This is a genomic window from Candidatus Omnitrophota bacterium, assembly GCA_003598025.1.
Classification (GTDB): domain Bacteria; phylum Omnitrophota; class Gorgyraeia; order Gygaellales; family Profunditerraquicolaceae; genus Profunditerraquicola.
Map to the genome: position 1 here is coordinate 28,177 of QZKH01000004.1, position 20,756 is coordinate 48,932.

Here is a 20,756-nt window from a genome sequence, read left to right on the forward strand (position 1 = left end):
CAGTTAACAGCCAAAGGCGCAAACGGCAGCTTAATACCTGCTATAGTTGAATACGCGGTTGACCAGGAAGCAAAAGGCAAATACGCAGTATTGATAGATGAGAACGGAAACAGAAGGTATCTGGACGCTCCTCCCGCCGGATTAATCGAAAGAAGAGATATAGAGGAAGCAAGAATTAATATTGAGAGAAGGCGCGGCACAGGCGAAATCAAGCTGGAAAGAAATGGAGCGCCGCTGGATTTTGAATATACTCCGGCATCGCAGGAAGATTACGAGGCATATGTAAAAGGCGTATTGGAATATGTAAGAAAAGTAGCTTATTGGAGGGCTGGTAAGACATACAACGAATGGTTAAGAGGCGTTTATCAGGAACTGCCCCGCTCAATGGAATCTGCCCGTATTGATTTAGATAATAAAATGTATATGGAATATATTATCAAGCAGTTTGAGGTAGAGCAGAGAGAAAGGATAATCTTCCTTACTAAGCAGTTATTGCAGGCACAGGTTAACCTCAATGATGCAATGGGCTTCTACAATAACGAGCTTGGCAGGGCAAGAGAAGGAGTCGATTTCTTAACAGAACAAATCAGCAGGGTTAATGGCAACATTTCCAACTTCACTGATTTGATCGCTCAGTATGTTTCAGAAGGAAATGACGGCTTGGCGGATTATTACCGTGAATTACTGGAATCAGCGTACAATGAACTTGAGTATTATAACGGCGAACTTGAGATCTCCCAGAATTGGTTAGGCAGGCTTACCGCCTTAGAAGACGAGTCTATTGACGCGGTATATAATGTGCTTACCGGAAGAAGAAATGTAGCTATGTATAGCGGTCAGTTAATACGCGCCTCTGCTTTAGCTAATGTCAATTGGTATGGTTCACCGGATAACGCCAGGCGCGCTTTAGAGGCCTATACCGCTGAGTCAAACCTGCAGATAGCGGAATCAATATTGAATGCCCAGAGAGGCGTAGCATATTATGAGCATCTCCTTGAGATAAGCGAAAACGATATGGAAGATTTAGCAGCAAGAATAGAAGAATCAGAAGCGGCAAGGAATGCTTTGATTGAAGAACTTAACGCATTAAACGGAAGCGCAGATACAGAATGGAGCAGGGAGTGGATAAGGGCCCAGCTTGAAGCAGCCAGAGGAGATTTGGATGATGTTACAAATGGAGAATGGGGAATTTCAGGTTTACAGCAAAGGCTTGAAGAAGCTAATCAGGAATTAACCGCACTTCTAAACCCTGATACAACAAGCTGGGGTATTGCAGGCCTTATGGCAAGGTTAGACCAGGCAAGAGATGACCTTTCTTCAGTAGAAACCGGAGATTGGGGTATACCGGGCCTGGAGGCTAATTTATCAGAATCACAAAGCGCATTGAATAGCCTCTTAACAGATACAGAATGGGGCATACCCGGATTAGAAGCGCAGCTTTTAGATGCCCAGCAGAACGGCTCAGAAGATGATGTTGAATACTGGCAGGGAAGGGTCAATGAGGCTTACGAATATAGAGACCAGCTTGTTAATGAAGATATACCTTACTGGGAAGGAAGATTGACCACAGCTACTGAATACAGGGATGGCTTAAGAACAGTAGATGTGCCTTACTGGGAAGGCCGCCTTCAGGATGCAATTAATTACAGAGATGAATTGGTAAACGAAGGTATACCTTACTGGGAAGGCCGTATTGATGAGGCAGAAGCTTACCGCGACTCATTAGTTGATGGAGACGGTGTTGAGTATTGGCAGGAGAGGTTTGACGCAGCAAACGCAAGGTTAGAAGACCTTACTTTTAACTTAATACCTGCTGCTTCCGAATATAATGTCTGGTTAGACGACCAGATGGCCAATTGGTTAAGATACAATAGGCAGCTGCAGGAAGACTTAGCTAACGCGCAGGAATACTTAAGAGAGCAAATAGCAAATGCAGTAGAGGCCAGAGAATTTGTACAACAGAGAAATGACAGAATAGCTGCAGCGATTGATATGCTTGAGAAATTTATACCTGCAAGGGAAGAGCTGCTTGATAACTTAGACAGGATTATGGAATCAGGCCTCGGCACAGAAGCCCAGCGCCAGGAATTAATCAGGACAGAGGATGAGCTAGTAAGACAAGGCGAAAGCTTAAGAAAACAGATACCACACGGCTTCTTCCTTAGCAAAAAAGATTTTAAAGAAATAAGAGAATCCAGAAGGCCGCAAGGTTCAATTGGCTCGTTCTTTACTCAAGGCCTCTTAGGTAATCAGGCAGTGGCAACAGATGTGTTTATGCTCGGAAATTCCGCAGTTGACCTGGCAGTAAATGCTATGCAGCTTGATGAGGGCGCTCCTCAGACGAAGGCAGTTGCATTAGGTATACGCACGCCGATAGGCGAGACCGGAACAAACCTCTTTAAGATAGAAAGGGCCGAAAGAAGCGGGTATCGTGAAACAGAACCCGGTGAATATGAGCCTTATAAAGAAACCCACTGGGTAATATTTGACAATGCCAATTTCGTATTTGACACAGAGCACCATATAATAAAATTAGCAATTGCCGGTGTAATCGATGTTCAGGAAGGCGATGACGGCCAGATTTATGCGGTAGGATTCCACTTTGATGATGAATTTAAGAAAGAAGTCTTTAATAATTTCAGGGCATTCATTGAGGCAAAGGGCGGAATCGCAGGGTACAGCGATACAGATACAGTCCAGATTGCGATGCATGAGCCTTTTACTGGCCAGCAATTTTATGTCCCGCAGGATATATTCGTGCGCGAAGGGTTTAGTTTCGGCCAGGTAGGATTCGGTTTAAGAGACAGGGAAAATGACAGGGAATTTAAAGTATTTGTCCGCGCTGAGCATGACACAAGCAGATGGTCACCCGGAGATTTTGCTTATATAGGCGCGGCATTTAAAGGTAAGATTTACGGGCCTGTTTCAGCTTATGCTGAAGTTATGAGTGGAAGCGCAACCAAAGCCAAAGGCTGGGTTGAGGTTCAATTACCTAAGGATGCAGCTATTAGATTAGGAGGTATGTATAACGAAAGATACAATTTAAGCGCGCTTCAGGCAAGCCTGTTATTGCCTCTGCCCGGTAAATCAGATTCAAGGATGGAGATAGGGTATGAAAAAAGGATGATTAATGGCCGTGATTTCGACAACTTCAGTATTAATTTCCCGATACTTTCATTCGGCGGCAAGACTTATGAAGTCCCAAGAGACGAAGCCGGCAGGATCAAAGGCATACCTACACAAGACACAAATATCGGCAGGATACAGGAAGCTGTTTACGAACCTATGCGCGCGATTGAAGCGGCAGGTTTACCTGAGACACGCGCTCCTCCAAAGGCCAAGGCTGATTATGTCACCTTAGACGGCAGGAGCTATTTGGTAGTCTGGGGAGATGAAGCAATAAAAGACGCTAAATTATTGGAAGGTTTTGGAGTGAAGCATTATCTTGATGGAACACGGCCTGAAGCACTCACCGAAGCAGAATGGAAACACACCAAAGCAGTAGGATATATGAGCGAAGAAGAGCTTCGTTCAGTCGGAATTATACATGAAGGAAATGACTACTATATTATTATAAACGGCAATAAAGTTTCCTTGGGTAAATATGCAAGAGACATAATCGTATTAAACCAGGCACGCAACGGTTTACCTGTAATTATAGATTTAGGCCGCAGAGCTTTAGAGGTTGCTCAGGCAGATATTGAAGGAGTCGGCCCAGTATATGACAGGAATGCCGGAAGAGTAGATTTAAGCGCTGAGCAGGTTAAGCAAGCAATAGATACAGGCCACTTATTTACAGTCCCTGCAACCGATGAAAACGGGGCAGTAAAGAAGACACCTTACGGTATAGTTTACAGGTTCCAGATAAGAGGTTTTGAAGGTATCAGCAATGGTGATTGGGTTCCCGGTAGAGCAGGCTATGCTTTATTGAAAAGTATGTCCGAAGGTAAATTCGCCTTAACAGATCCTAAGACAGGTGCTTCTCGTTACTACAGCGAAGCAGAATTAGCTAGGAACTTCGATTCATTAGGCCTGACTGCAGTAATTGTTACAAGAGATGGAGTAGAAGAGATATTGCTGGCAGTCCCAGATGCTGATGGTAAATATCAGCCTGAGTTAGGCGATGTCAAACATAAAGGCAAGCCTTATCGTCCTATTCTTATACCTGTCAGCATAATTGAAAGAGATATAGCGCTTGCAGAAGAAAGATTATTCTTTGATGAGAAGACAGGCTTCAATACTGATGGTGAAGGTGCTAAAGTATTTATGTTAGCAGACTCACCGGATGTAAAGAGAGGATACTTAAATACACCGTTAACCGAAGATACATTAAAAGAACAGTGGGATGAGCTTATTTCTCAATATGTCGGTACACCAGATAATGATGTAGAAGGACAGTTTTCTGTTGATACTAAAACAGATGCTCCGGCAAATGAGGCGCCAGCAGTAACTCAGCCTGCACCTAAAAAAGAATCAGTTGAAGCTGTCCCAGAAGCTGCTCAGTCGGCTGAAGCTACCAATCCATCAGAGAATAAACAGGCAAGCTTAGAAACATCCGATGATCATAGAGAAGAAGGACTGCTCGCTAGAATCGGTGATGTGATCTTAGACCTTATATTCGGCGGAGAGAAAGCCTACGCTGAAGCAATAGAGGACACAAGCATAACTGAATTACCTTTATCCATGAACCAGGCAAGTGGTGAAAGATGGGCATCTGAATGGATTACCGGGCCATTTGACGTCCAGGGTAAACAGAAATTAACCTTTACCGTTAGCGGAGAAGGCAAATTTATGCTCCAGCTATTACCTAAATCAGCAAATGAAAACAGCCCGACAGGATTACAAGGGCTTTATACATTAACTAAAGAACCAAAAACAATAGTTGTTGAGGCAGTAGATTTAAGTAATATTAAGCGCATAGCTTTCCATACCGGAGAAGAGGCTTTTGGCAGGAAGATTAATCCTTCAGGAAGAGCCGTCTTAAATGTTGATAGTATTACTGCCGAGGGTAATGGAAGGGCTTCCGAAACACAAAAAGCAACTCCAGCTGTAAGGGATATGCCGAAAGTAACAGGCGCAGAAGGTAATGTTAAAGCCACAGATGAAACTATACCTGCTCAGCAGTCTGTTGCTCAAGCTGATATACGCGCTCCTCCGCAAGGAGAAATAGAACTCGTAAATGTCAGCAACCTTGGCTGGGCATTTGTTGAGAAAGATGAACAGGGTAAGCCAAGATTGTTATTCGCTCTTGGCTCAGCAGAACAGAATACAGGTAACAGCCATATTTCAAGCTATCATACAGATTTCATGCCCGTAGTTGAACCTATAGAGGCAGTTGCCGAAATGCTTGCCGGCCAAGGCAACAACGTTTATAAGGTCTACCTGCCTCCGAATAATCCTACAAATAGTGATTTCAAATCCTTAAAAGATTTAATTACAAGAGTCCATGCAAAGACTAACGGCAGGATGCATGCGGTAGTATTGCATTTTGCCGGGCTTTATGCTGGCAGTAATAATAATTTCTACCTCGCAGATCCTACAGCAGAAAACCTGAAGCAAGTCAGAAAGAGTGTTGAGCGTCTGGCAACTGAAATGAAAGGATTAGGGGATGCAGTATTATTCGTACAACTTGGCAATGAGAATGACTATTATGTCCCGGGTGCAGGCACAACTCAGTTTGGAAGCGGAGCATGGGATACAGTGAACATGAGCGCCGAAGAATATTACAGGTTTATGAATAGCCTGGCAGCAGCTTATAAAGCAAAAGACTCAAACCATCTGGTGTTTTTAGGGCATGGCGGGATGAGTGAGAATATTGCTGAGATGATGAGGCCGAATGTTTCTAATTTTGACGGTATTGCATTGAACTTATATCCTAACTGGAATGAAGGCAGGCCGGCAAAAAGAGTAATGGGCGCCGATGAATTAGCGGCTGAATTCGGTTATCACATCAGATTAGCAGCCGGTTTAGGTAAGCCAGTAGCAATAGGTGAGTTCGGTGAATCGTCTTATGGTTCAATAGGCAAAGAAGGCCAGGCAGAATTTGCCAGGAACGCAACCGAAGCTTTATCAAGATTTATGGCCGGCAACAACGATCCTCAATATAAAGATTATCCTAAGGTTTTGGTAGGAATGATCTGGCATGAAAGAAGAGGCGAAAGTTGGAAGAATAGAGATATCAATCCTTCCGAAGAAGACCTGGAGTTATTTGATGATAGCGGCAGAGCTAAACCGGTATTTAACGCACTTTCAAAAGGCTATCAGGATGCAACTAAAGGGTTAACGGGTGTCTCAGCCCAGCAAGAAGTTTCAAAGCCAGTTGCCCAGACTCCAGAGGTTGAGCTAGCCCAAGCACAAGAGGCTGTCGCTCCTGTAGAATTAGAGCCAGTCCAGCCAGCTTCAGGCGTAACCTCAGATACAGCTGTAAGCCCAGAGCTGAAAGCCAGGGAAGAAGCATTAGTTAAAGCCGCAATAGGATCTGCAGAGAGCAGATATTTTGTACAGGTTTATACTCCTGAAGGCGCAACGGATAAAGAAGTAATTATGGGCTTTATGGTTGATAGAAACGGAGAGTTATTCATTGCTCCGCATTTTAATAGTAGTAAGCCGGTAGAAAGCGCATGGACATGGTTAGGCGTAAATTTAGGCGATAATCCGGTTGAAGAGTTAAGGAATCGCATTGCCGGGTCCGAAGCAAAGGGTGAATTGGTTGAAGTCGGCAGAGAACAAGAAGAGGCGGTTGAGGCAGAGCCAGTAGTTGTTGCTACTAAGCCTGTTGAAACAAAACCGGCCGGAGTAAAAGCAGTGGGAGTTGCTGATACTACAGCAGCAAAACCTGCGGAAGCACCGGCACCAACAGAAGAAACACGGGCCGAAGAAGAACCTGTCAAAGTTACTGAAGAAGAAACTCCAGCTTCCGAAACTCCTGTCGTTCCGGCAGCAAAGCCTGCACAGCCAGAAACCCCAGCAGTAACCCCGAGGTTTGAAGGCAAAGGTCCGTATGTATGGTATTTTGATGCCAATGAGAACGGAAGATATGATAAAGGTGAGAAGAAAGTCAAAGGACTCAACCCAGACGAAAGAATACCGGAAGTAGAAGATGCATTATTGGAGGGATGGAGGCCGTTAGTTGAATTAGGTATAAAGATTAATGGCAAGTTCTGCACTGTTAAGATGAACCAACTCGGAAAAGATTTCTTAGAGGCGAGATACCAGGAAAACTTATTATTAGCATATTCTGATGGCACATCCAGATGGATTCCTAACAGCGACTTACTTGATAGGGCAAAACGCATTGCTTTAGCCCAGGAGATATATGATGGCGCCAGCTTAATGCGTTTAACCACAAGAGAAGACAAGCCCACCGAATACTATTATCCTTCAGCAAACTTAGATGAGTCTTATGTCATGGTTGTTGCACCGGCTGAAAGAGGAGTTCCTGTTTATAGAATGAATGCAGATGCAACCGGATTTACCGGTGAACCTGCTCATTATGCTCAGGAAATTGGTATAAGAGAGATCAGATATAAAGCCGGGACCGAAGATAAAGTTAAGAGAGTCATAATCGTTCAGAACGTTGATGAAGAAGGTAATCTTATTGATTATCTTGGCTATGATGCCTGGGGTGTAGTTAGGGTAGATCCCTATATGAGTAATGGGGATGTCAGGAGAGTAAGTGTTCGTATCGATGGAGAGACTTCAGACTTGATTGGAGGAGAAGCCGCAAAGAGAGGGCTAACAGGAAAAGAGCCAGTAGCGCGCACTTATTCTGATTTTGATCGTAATGCAGATGATGAATATACATTTAACTTAAGTCAACAGACCGGTTGGGTAGTAGATTTAGGGGAAAATATTCTGAGAATTAATCAGGGTAACGATCAGCATATAGATATTTCATTCAACATAAAAAAAGAATTCAGCCAAGATGGTAAATTCATAAGAGAATTCGGTATAGCTGGGGGAGAAGAGATAAAACTTAAGTTTAGCAAAGGATTATTTATAATACCAGGCAAGGTGCTTGGCATAGATAGAGATGTCGCGTATATAACAAAGATTGTCGATGGTATTTTTGTTGCTGAGACGGCAATATCAGAGTCAGTAAATGTCAATTATGAGGATCTTCCGAATGGATGGGCTGATAAAATAGGTGTCATTTTGGGGAACCTTAATTCACATCCTGAACTAGGAATAGTTAATCCCAGTGATTTAAAATGGGCTAAAATCTTATTTATAAATCCTAAAACAGAAGTCCGTTTTAATCCCTCTTATCAAGCGTTTGAAGAAAGAGGTGTATTAAGCGATGATCCGGTAATAAAGATATCTGATGAGGGCTTAGCGGATATTGAGTTTAATTATGTCCATAACGGTCAAGAGCATATAATAAGTTTGCGTTTTGATTTAACAGGTGATTCGAAAGAACCAGTGGCTTTAAGTTACCGTATAGATGAAAACCAAAAGCTAGTTGTTGATCTGTACAAGCATCTTTTATTCATTGATGTTCGTGATGAACATGAGGGTTACTGGAAATATAGACTTCACCTTACGAAGAACGGGCTGTTTGGCAAGACTTGGGGAGAGATGTTGGCAGAGTTGCCTGACATAGCAAAATATAAGATTGAAAGAACAGAGCAGTTTAATTATGAAAATAATTTGTTCAATCCCGCATTGCTTAAGGCGCTGGATGTTAGCTACGAGACCAACACATCCTATCATATTTACAATAGTCACAATTACGCAGTAGAAATAGGTCATGGAACTTTAGATAGGATTGATTGGGATAATAATATAATAATATCAAGCAACTCGGTAATATTTTATGCAGATCAGGCTGGAGATAAGGAGGCTTTCAGGATTTGGTATAGGGCATATAGAGATTTTGATGGAAATGTAAGACTGCAGGAGTTTTATGGTAGAGATGATAAAGGCTTCGTTGATTTCAATAGACCTATATTGGCTATATATGTATTTGATTTTGATAATCAAGGCATAGGTAGAGAATCGGTTGTTATTGTTAGAGACCAGAAAGGTGGTTGGTATCCTTTAACAACAGCTTCATTTGATCAAGCCACTGAAGCTGTTGTTAAAAACGCTAAAGGGCATAGTTATACTGATCGTCTGTTTATTTTTGATGTTACTACTATAAACAGGCGCATGAATATTGACGTTGATATTAATAATCCTATAGAAGGTTATGTTGATGCGCAAAGGCTGACTGAGACTCTTAAAGCCCCTGAATATATCAGGGAGAAATACAGACTAGGTAAAAGTGGCGAAGGCAAGATTGCGTTGAGAGCGGATGGTTATGACATTGATCCTGATACCGGTGAACTAATTGGCGATCCGCTTTGGATTACCTTAGGTTCTTTCAACACAGATATATTCAACGCAACAGAGGCTGGACCATTACATTTTGGATATGGTAAACAAGGGTATACATATAGATATAGTAGGGAAAATGGTTTTGATGCTGACAAGTATGTTACAAAGACTTGGGAAGATAGTAATTGGGTTGCTAGAGTTTTTAATCTTAGAGCTGAAAATGAGAAATTTGTCTATGAAAATCAAGACAAGAGAGAGAATAAAAGGGATATTGTTGAAATAACTCTTTATCCGGACGGCAGGCTTTATAGCCAGCTTTCTATGGATAGAGATCCATCCTTAGGTTTAAGAAGGCCAGGTGTTTATTATGAAAAAGAGGTATTCTTCGATGAATTTGGTGTTGCTAAAGAAACCAAGGTCGCTGACAACGATTGGAATCATGTTACTGATATAGCCCATGTGAGATTCGGCCAGAGCGCAATGACCGGCAGGACAATTAATCATACTACGATAGTATTGCCGGATCACCCAGGTTATATGCTTGTTGCTGATAATGATAATGGCGAAGGGACTATTGATTATTTAGGTAATTATGTTGACGGTAATTATGGTCCGTATTTTGGGGAAGATCGCAAGTTGTTATTAGCCAGGGCGGGCCAGGATCCTGATGAGGTGTTGTTATCCGGGAAGATCGTCCTTGAAGATGGCCAGGATTATAAGTTTGAAAAAGGAGTTCAACTGTTCTTCCAGGGAGAAATCATAAAAGAACATAGTAATAGGTTCAGACCGGTAATGCACAGACAGTATAATGAAGAGGGGTTAGTTGACAAAGCGAATGAATTCTCTGAAATACATATATCCGAACACTCTAAAAATAATTTAATCCATAATCTTTTCTTAGACAGAAACGAGCGTCAAACAGTAAAGCCTTTGTTGATTATTGTAGGCGTAGGTTTTGCTATCGTGACAGTAGTTCTTCCTATAGCGTTAATACTCTTTACCAAATTCCTATACATAGTTAGTTTCTTCGGTAATCTTAAGAATTTGTTCTCTTCGCCTAAGAAGAGAAAAGGGCAATTAGCTGATTTAGCTCTCGAGCCCGCTGATGATGCAGAAGCGAGAATAAGCGATGTCAATAAGATGCTTTATCAGAAGATAAGAGCAAGGCTTGCCGATATCGATAGACACTTGTATCTTATTGGCCACTTATCCCACTATCTTAAGAAATTCTATTTAATAGCTGATAAGGCTACTTTAGAAGTTACAGTTAAAGGCGATGTTAATAGCGATAAGAAGGGCTTCTATCCACAAGGCCATCCTAAACACGATGAAGTTGTTGCTGACCTAGGTGCGCTTAATTTCGATGATATAGACGCCCGTTATCTGTTTATAGAGCAATGGTTTATCAAACCAATTTCATACTTGTTATTTGCTTTAATTCTTACTCAGCATGATAAGTGGGAAAATTATAATAAGGGAAAAGTCGAGAAAGGTAAAGAAGGATATTTACCTTTTAGGGATCAGGATTTAAGAAGGTTAGCTGAGTTCCTTGATGATCTGATATTGGATTTAGGGTTGCAGGATTACTTACTGCTGGGAAAGGAAGACAATATCAAACAATACGTAGAAAAGATAATGAAGATTGCCGAGCAGGAAATATTAGGTTCTTTGGATGTAGAAGAGGCAATCACCGATTACCTTATGCAGATACACAACTTAAAAGCAGAGGTGATTTCCTCAAGCAGCCCTATATCAGAATTGGATTATAGAATCTCAAGGATGGAGAATATAGTAGCCGGTATAGACCCCATGCTTCTTAGTGACCCCAATATATCTGTGGCAGTAGGCGAAATCAATAAGGCTAAGGCAGAGAAGACAACAAAAGTAGCAGAATTAGAGGCTTTAATCAAAAAGTCTGGGGATAAGCTTGAAGAAATAGAGGAGAAGAAAAAGGAAATAGCAAAAATAGATAAAGAAATCGAAACGCTGGTAAAACAAGTTAAAACAAGAGTCATAGGTTCGCTAAAGAATATTGGATCTGATAGCGATAGACTTGTAGTTAATCTCAGGCTGCGTCTAGCCAAAGAATATAAAGATAGAAACTTATCTTATCCCAGGTATCCGCTTAAGATCCGTATGCCCGGTAAAGTTTTTAAGGCCATTGTCTCTACCTTCGCAGTTGCTTTTGCCCTGTTTATGGGTGTGCCACTTCTCGGTAAAGTTGGATTAATCTGGTCCAGCCAGCTTCCTACAACAGCCTTAGCAATGAAAATTATATGTACAGCTTGGCTTGCTCTATTCACCAGTCATTTTGTAGCGCTTGTTTTTGGAGTCTCGATCGCCGTATTAATAATTAAGGAGGCTCAGCACACAGGAAAATATGTGGATTTCCATCTTATAGATTGGACAAAAGGCATTTGGAAAATAATGACATCCAAGAATACCCAGGAATACAAAGAACGTTATCAGAATGATCCGAATTTCAAGGATAAGATGGATACCAAGAAAGCATTTTTTCATAGGTATTTTTTCTGGGTTGCCGCTTCCAATATTGTTATGTGGTTATTTACTATGTATTTTGGCGCAGGTTTAATTCCAGCGGTTGTTACCACTTTAGGCATCTCGGTTTTGGTTACAGGTGTTTGGGCATTAGCCAGGGCTACTACTATAGACAATGATTTTGTGCGTAGAACAGCCATTGTTGTGGCTGTGACAGTTATAACTCTCAGTGTTATTATCACCGGATTAGGTGTGGCAAGCGTATTCTTGAGTCAAGGGGTATTCCCGTGGTTTGGTTGGTTAGTAGCATTTCCTATTCTTATTATGACTGCCAGAGAGTCGACAAGAACTTGGTGGTATCTTATGGTTGAAGCAAAAGCTATACAGTTAGAAAAAGAAGGCAGATGGGATACTATTAGTGCTTATCAGGAGATAACCGTTGGTTTCTTGGATAGAATAAGAATGTTGCCTGGTGATGAGAGTGACCCAGTAGTCTGGGCAGAAAAAGAATATTTGCAGAGGATTTTCTTACATAATGTTATAGAGGGGTCGTTATTTAGGCATTTCCTTATAGATGATGCAGAGCGCACAGCTTTAAAGAATATTCTTAAGGGCAAAGGGCTTCCTTATCTTGCTGATCCGCGCGCACGCAGGGAATTAATTATGTTCTTTAATCTTATCGTTATGTTTGAGAAAGGAGAAATAGGTACTTATATAGCGGCATTAAATTTAGATCTGCTGCCTCCGTGGATTTATAAGGGCACGGGTAAGAAAGACATAGTTCGTCCTGATCTCCTGGACATCAAGGAGGCCAAGATGTCCGGAACAACTGAACGCATACCAGTATTAAAATCTCAATTCCAGATTATTAAAGAAAACTTTATGCATTCTTGGAGAGAATATTTGACTAGGTTATTAAAAGAATTTTCTGCATTTGATAATAATCTCCTAAACGAATTATCTAATATAGAGTTGCCTTTCTCTGCGACTATTGATCGCATCGCAGCTAAAGTAAGCCAAGATAAAGAGAGTGCTTTCCGGGCTATAAAAGAGCATTCCATGGACTCATGGGTTGAGTATTTAAGCCGGCTATTAAGCCAGCTCGGCATTTCTGATGAGGAATTTTTGGTTGAATTATCAGATGTGAATCTTCCTTTTTCAGCTACCATCGATCGCTTGGTAGAGAAAACAGGGCAGAAGAGGAACGAGATTGAAAAGAAAATCATTCGTGATTTAATTGAGATAAAGGTTATGTATGACTTCATTATTTTCCGCGCAGATGGTTTCTTAAAGACGCAGATTTTTGCTGAAGAAGCTGCTCTGGCAGCATACAGGAGTTTCCTCGGAGCTAAATTCTTAATTGATGCCAGGAAAGAGTTTATTAAGGCTCGTGGTGAAAGGATTCCTACTGATGAAGAGTTAAAGACTTTACGCGCCAATGCCGAGATAAGAGCAGGCCAGGAGCTTTATAAGTATTTAATGCTGGTTACTTGCCATGAGGATATAGATCCGGATAAACCTGAAGATAGTCCTATCGATGTCTTGATGACGCACTTAGTAAGAGCGCGTGGTTGGGAATTGAATCAAAGAACTCGAACAAGCGACGGAGTTTATAAGGTTTTAGTTTCTAAGAATGATAGCGATGATACGGAAAATCCCGCTTACTATTCATTCCCGGTTAAGGCAGGCAAAGGCTGGAAAGTTAAGACCAACACCTGGAGCGTTACTGCAAGATTTATTGAGGATTACCTATTAAGGATTGCTGAGGAAGATGGCGCAGTTATAAAGGATGACGCGGTTATCTGGAATGTTGATAGAGACCATTTCTTCCATCCATCAACTACATTCCTGATGCCGTTTATTGCCGCAAGATTTGGTAGTGATAAAAAATTAGGGTGGTTATGTACCCGTTTGGAAGTATTTGTAGATGGATTTATGCCTGCAGCATCTGATCACCGTGTTGCCGAAGATAATTGGAATACAAGGGTTATTCCTGTTGAAGCCGATTCCGGTATGCAGGCTTTCTATGGGCCAGGAGTTGTGCGTTGGGCAGTAATGCGCGGTTGGGCTTCTTATATGGATAATATTGAAGATACCGGCGGTGCAATTGAAGCGCTAAAAATGCCATGGGAAGGTGATGATGTCTCAGAGGCCAAGAAAATGGGTTGGGGGGATGGCCATATTCCTGATACACAGAGAATGGGTTGGAAGGGTGGTTATACTCCTTGGATGAGATGGTTCAGGCCAAGAGAGATGGTTATGGGATCTCTTCCGGCATTCCAGGCTAGGTATGCAGGCCTTGTAACTGATACATTCTTACAACCGCATTTCCAACAGCTTTTAGCAAGTGATAGATTGGACTGGACGGAGAAGCTTACTCTCTTTGAGAACTTCGATTTCTATTTTAATAAGCCGATTGTCCCGCGCTATAACTTAGCAATATTCCTTTTTGCGATGTTCTTGACTTTTACGCCTTTCGCTTTCTTAGCTGCTCCTTTATTCTTTATCAGCTTACAGTATGTTTTCTCTCAGGCAATTACAGCTGGAGGTGTAAGATTATTTATTAATCAGCCTAAGCCTAATATGCCTAAATGGATGCCGAGAATTTTAGTAGGCCCGTTGAACTGGTTAATAGGATATGCATTGTATCTAAAGAGATTATGGAGTTTAGTATTTACCTTCCTGCCGTTTATTACTATGCATGATGAAAAGATGCTCAATGCCTTTGAAGGTAAAGCCGGTTTATTTACTTCCGGTATCAAGGATATTTATTATCCGATGATCAGTTTCTCAGAGCTATATGAAGTATTCGGCTTGGCGGTGAAGTTTGCGGTTATATTGGGTGCGATTACGCTTTTCTCGCCAATTCACCCGTTTGGGGTACTTGGCGCATTCTTCTTCTATATGTTTATTATTGCTTCTATATTCGGTCCGTTTATGAAGAACGGTTACACCAATAAGGCAACTATTGCAAGCCTTATTGCATCAATTGCGCTTATGGTTGTAGGTTTATTCATTCCTGTTGTTATGTTTACAGTACCGGTACCTTGGATTATTACGGCTATTTACATGTTCGTCGCGAACAAAGGCAGCATTAGTACAACCTACAATTATTTTGCTACTGACAGGATAGTAAGGGGTCTGGTACAGGGAGTTTTAGCAGCAGGTTATGCCGTATTAGAATTGATTCTAAAGGTGGATATCTTTGCATGGTTTATAAGGACGGTTGCTTCTACCAGCGAAGATAAAAAGAAGAAAGAAGACCCGGCGCATTCTGTCTTGACTTTGAAAGACTTTTTCAGTGATAAGTCCAGGTTTGCCAAGAAAAGCCACTATGCTATTGGTTCAGACAAAAAGATTAAGCTGTGGTTTGCAAAGAGGACCAGCGATAACGGCCTTGCGGAAAGGAATTTGAATAAAGTGCAATTAGCCAATGCCATAGTTGATAGCGTATTAATTACGGCATTAGGCATAGGGATACTTACTTCATTGCTGCCGGTAAGCCCGCTTTTGATTACAATAGCAATAATAGGCGTAAATACAGTATTTGCATTTATATATATGCCGCGGTTTACCGGCGCTATGGATGCCAGCGGCAAAAAAACGCAAAAATGGGAAGCATTTAGATTAGCTTTGATTTGGAGTTTTGTTGTGCCAGCATACTGGTTATCCGCAGGCCTCTGGATTGGAACTCCTGTTGCTAAGGCTAAGACTTCCGACAAGCCCAAAGATAAAGCGAGTTCACCGGTTAAAAATGATATTAATAATGATAGTTTAGCGTTGAAGAATAGTTCTTCACCAATAGCTATTTTATTGGCTGCTCTTAGAACAATTAGCTATAGCGTTATCTTAACAAATTATCAGGTTGCCAATGAATCAGCACGTACAAATGCTCCTCCAATAGTAAATGGCAATGTTTTATCTCCAATGTTAACTACTTTAGTTTTAGCTGGTGTTGTAGTTTTAGGGTTAAGTGTTATTTCGTTCTTAGCCATTTGGCGCTTTGCATTTCCAGTGAGTTGGTTTGAACATAAATTAAGAAGAGCTTACGAGAATCAAGAGGCTAAGGAAGCCGTGATGGCTTTAGGCAGGATTGGAGATGACAAAGCTATTGGCATATTGATAGATACTTTAAGTTCTAGCTATTGCGGATTAGCAGCTGAAGTACTCCAGAAGATAGAAGTTGAGAGAGAACGAGTATTTGAGGGTTATATAAAGGCGTTAGAAAGTCTAGATGATGTGCCGAGACGGCATGCATGTGAAATGTTGGGTGGATTTGGTGATGAAAGGGCAGTCATACCTTTTGACGGTGAGATTAATGAAGCCGCTTGGAACACAAGAATGGTTCCTTCCCAGCCGGTCATAATCAACGGTTCTGTATTGTACGGTTCAACTGTAGCAGAATTTAACGAAGCTGCTTGGAACAAGAGATTTGTATCTCCTCAGGCCACCATTGTGGAAACTGTTTGCTATGGGCCAAAACCAATTTTAATTAACGAAGCTGCTTGGAATAATAGAATTAATTTAAAACGGGATCAAGATAGTGATTCATCTTCTCCAATCTTTCTCAATTCCCCATTATCTTTGGTGCCGTCTGCTTCATCAGTGCATGAGAAAAATCTTGTAGTAATTACTGGGTATTCTGGCGCTGGCAAAAGCACTATTTATCGTTTACTCAAGATATTGTATAGCGGGGAAATAGTAAGGATACCTTTATATATGGATAGAAAGCCTCGCCTTGGAGAGGTACAAGGGCGCGATATGGTTTCTGTCAATGCAAATGAAATCAACGTTATTTCTCGCAACCAAAAAGATTTTATATCTGCAATGCTCAAGGATGGTAGATTCTATTCTGTTTCGAAAAATGAAATAAACAAGGTACTCAAGATGGGCAAGATAGCCTATATCGAAGTGCCTATTGAAATTTCTAGCCAAATGAAGCAATCGCATTATAGGCAAGCAAATTACATTTTTGTTTCGCCGCTCTCTACCGAAGAAATTAAGGCAGCAAGACAACAAGGTAAGAGCGAAATAGAGGCCATAAGAGAGGAATTGAGATTTAGGTTATGGCTTAGGGCATCTGATAGTGGTAGCGCCATAGGATCTAGGCTGAAGAGGGTTGAGGAAGAATTAGAGGAATCTCGTAACGGTTATAAAGTTATTGCAATGACAAGATGGGGAATGCAAGAAGCTGTTAGAAAATTGATGGATAGTATAGGAAGGTCCGCTGCCGTTGTTTCGCTAGATAAAGTGACTGGTGAGCTTGAGCAAAATTATCAGATAGTAAATACTAATGATAGAAATAATTTGGTACGTTTATATGAAGAATTTGACAAATTAGCTGGTAAAAGAATTGGGATAGTATTAGATGCCGAGATAATTTTTACAGTCCAAGGAGTAAAACATATCTTAGCTAGGCTAAAATATGCAGGTTGTGTTATCCTAGTTCGAGCGCATAACGAATCACAGTTAGATTATCTGAAAAAGGTGTTTGCGAATAACGATAGTAGTTTAATTTCCGGGATGATGGTTAACCCTCGCGAAGCCAGTATCATTGATTACTACGAAGAAAAGGGAGTTAGCTTTAATTATATTGGAGTAGTTGGTGTACCGTTTTCAAACAAGTTTTATGCAGTAGAGATTGGATTCAATCAGCAGTTTTCTTTAAATGGAGTTTTAGCTGATTTATTCATGGCAATAAGAAAAACAGAGAATAACCGCAGAGTTGAGGTTGCTAGAGAATCATTACGTACAGGAATGAAACTGGCAAGAGACGATATAAGAGAGGGATATGTTTTGTCTGTTGCCAAAGGGGGCGCATTTAATATAACCTTGTTCATAATGAAAGACAATGGGGGTATTATAGTTAGAAAAGAAGTAGATAGAAGTCTTCCCTCGGGAATGCAGCGTATTGCGGGAATCCGTCTCGCAGGAGAAATTGAATGGTTGTTAAACAACAGAAATACATATCCATGCATTGATGTGATTGCGTATGAACAGAGGGAAGATTGCTTATTTTATGAAATGCATTTTTGGGGTAGTTCATTGCAAGATTCTATTTTAAGCGGTTCACTTGACTTTGATAATGCACTGATGTTATTTAGGGGAATTATAGATACACATTTTGGTTTATTGCAGGCGCAGTCTGATAAGGTTGAGTCACCATGTAATTTTGTTTACGATTATAGCATAGGAAAATATGAGACAAGAGAGGGCGTTGAGCTTGAAGATAGGAATATTTTGTTAAAGCAGATAAGGGAATCCGAGTTTATAGTAATAAATGGTGTTAGATATAGAGGATTTGAAGCTTTGATTAGGGAAATAAAGGAGCGCCGAAACTGGTTAGCGATGCTTTGCCCTCCATTCTTATATAGAGTACACAATGATTTATTAGCGAGTAATATTCTTGTTAGGGGCGGTGAGTTTAGATATATAGATCCTCGTGGGAATGTATATGGCGATATCGCAAATGAATATGCAAGATTATGGTTCGGTTCATTTGAAGGGAATGAGATGGAATTATACGCGCACAGATACAGATTCGCTGTTGATGCAGAAGGTGCCGTAACCGCATCTTTTGGATTTTATAATGATCCTGTGCACGAAAATATTGAGGTGCTTAAGAAGACCTTACCAGGAATTTTTAACGAAGCAGTTAAAATCTTTATCAGTGGAGATGAGTATTTTTACCAACGCTCCCTTCTTTACATGGCGACTTCTTTTGCTTCATGGGCGTCAAAAAGAACAGAAGAAGATGGAAGCATAGGGGATTGGGCTACCATGTATTATATTCAGGGAACTATTCTTTTGAATAGGTTTGTAGACGAAATGGGTAGAATGACTTCCGGAAATATTCCTTCCGAGACATATGCAGATATGGGAGCTATAATATTTGATTTGGATCAAACGTTGTATTCTTCTGATGAACTCTATGCTGTACTTCAAAAATCCTACATAGAAGTCTTGGCGCAAAGGAGAGGGATTCCTTTTTTAGAAGCGGAAAAGTTATTTTTTAGCCGTCATGGAGAAATTGGTTCTCTTTCTTATGGTAAGACGATAGCTTCATTTACTGATTGCACACTTCAGGATGTCTGGGATCATTGGGAGAAAAACGTAGATATTAGAAGATTTCTGGTTCCTGATTTAAGATTGCAGGTGCAAATGGAGCAATTATCTAGGTCATATAAATTGATAGTAGTCACTAATTCTTCTCATTCTTGGGCGGAAAGAATCTTGTCTGCGCTCGGTATCCGAGATTATTTTAGCTTTGTATTCGGCCAAGATGATGTAGGGGAAGGAAAGCCAAGCTCAAAACCTTTTGGGGTCGCTCTTTTAAGAAGCAATAGCTTACCCGAAAGGACAATATCCATTGGTGACCGTTTTGAAATAGACATTGCACCTGCAGCACAATTAGGTATTCGGGGCATCCTATTATCTGATTCGAATAAATTAGAAAGTGTTTTAAATGATTTATTAGTTAGTGGTTTTTCTTCTCAATTATCCGATACCCAGGCTCAAGCTAATCCTTTTCCAATTGTTGAAGGTGTACGTTCTCAGGCTCACCCAGAAAGCAAAAATCAATCTTCTTCCCCGGTTGATCTTGGCGAAGAGATTAAGAAACTAGGTTTATCTAATTATAATACCCCGGATAAATTTGTATGCGATCATTTACAAGAGAGTATGATCGTATATTCAAAAACAAATTACGCTAGTTCACCTATTAAATATGAGCATCATATAGGTTTAGTGCCTGCAACTGGCTCCGTAGATGTATTGGCTAGTTTTATTTATACAGAATATGTATCTCGCACCGGGTTAATCCGCGCCGGCCCAGCCATAGTTTCTTCCCCTATAACCACGCAAGAAAGAACCATGATGACAAGAGATATTAAGGCTATCTTGGATTGGACAGTGGAAAGAGAAGAGATCCCCGCGCAGTATGATTTATTGTGGGTTATGGGATCGCGTTTTGTGCGAGTGGCGTTTGAAGCGGCCAAGCAATGGCGCCATAGGCATACGAATATAATCGTCACAGGAGGGGTAGGAAGAGAGACTACAACGATAAATACATTCATAGAAGATAATGGTATAGACAATAAGGTTGTGTCTATACTTGACAATATCTTTGATCGGTTGTTGGACTTAAGAGAGAGCTTTGGCGTTGAGCATCTGTGGAAAGAAATCGCTAAATTGTTCAATATCTATAGAGGAAGAGATTCAGAAAAGATATCCAATCCGCAGAGAGATAGTGAATTTAAGACCTGGAGACAATTTTATCAGAATTTTACAGGTTCGGATTTCAGTAACGCGGATTTAGAAGAGGAAACCATAGAGGAGCTGGTTATAGGCAGATTATTAAATAAAGCCTCCCGTTATTCCGTAAAGATCCCCGAAGGCATCCTATTTTATGCGGTTCTTCTTTCTGAAGGCGTTGAGCCAAATATGATCTTTGTTGACGCCCAGTCTACAACATCAGTAGAAAATATTGCTTATGGCGCGAAGGTCTTATTGGATAACAATATTAAGGCAGAGAAAATATTGCTCATGCAGATGCCTTATTCGCAAAGACGGGCGCGCGCCACATTACAAAAACAATTACCTAAATATTATCCACTATGGGCTGTTAATAGAGGAGCGGTCGTTATTAGCTACGCGCCGTATTTATATGATGGCGATGCTGCTATTGAGTCGTTAAGTGATACAGGTTTGGCGCATATGGCTGTATTAGCGGCAGGGGAGATAAGAAGATTCTTAGAATATCCATTTCCTCCTAAAGAAGCGATAGTTTATGAGGCCGTGCCTGATAATGTTATGTCGGCATACGAGAAATTAGGGTCTCGTTCCTCCTCCCCCATCTCTACCACCTCTAATACCCTGCTTTTTGTCAACACCGATCCCCAAACCCAGCTCTTGTGTTTGAAGATCGCCGAAAAGCACTT

Annotated in this window: 1 protein-coding gene (running past one end of the window); it reads left to right on the forward strand. The window is 41.0% G+C overall.

Annotated features, from left to right (window positions below; translation table 11 throughout):
- Positions 1-20,756 carry part of the coding region annotated (locus C4533_05255; protein ID RJP28373.1) for a response regulator on the forward strand (this coding region is incomplete at its 3' end). The annotated region extends 25,545 nt beyond the left edge of the window, so 20,756 of the 46,301 annotated nt are shown.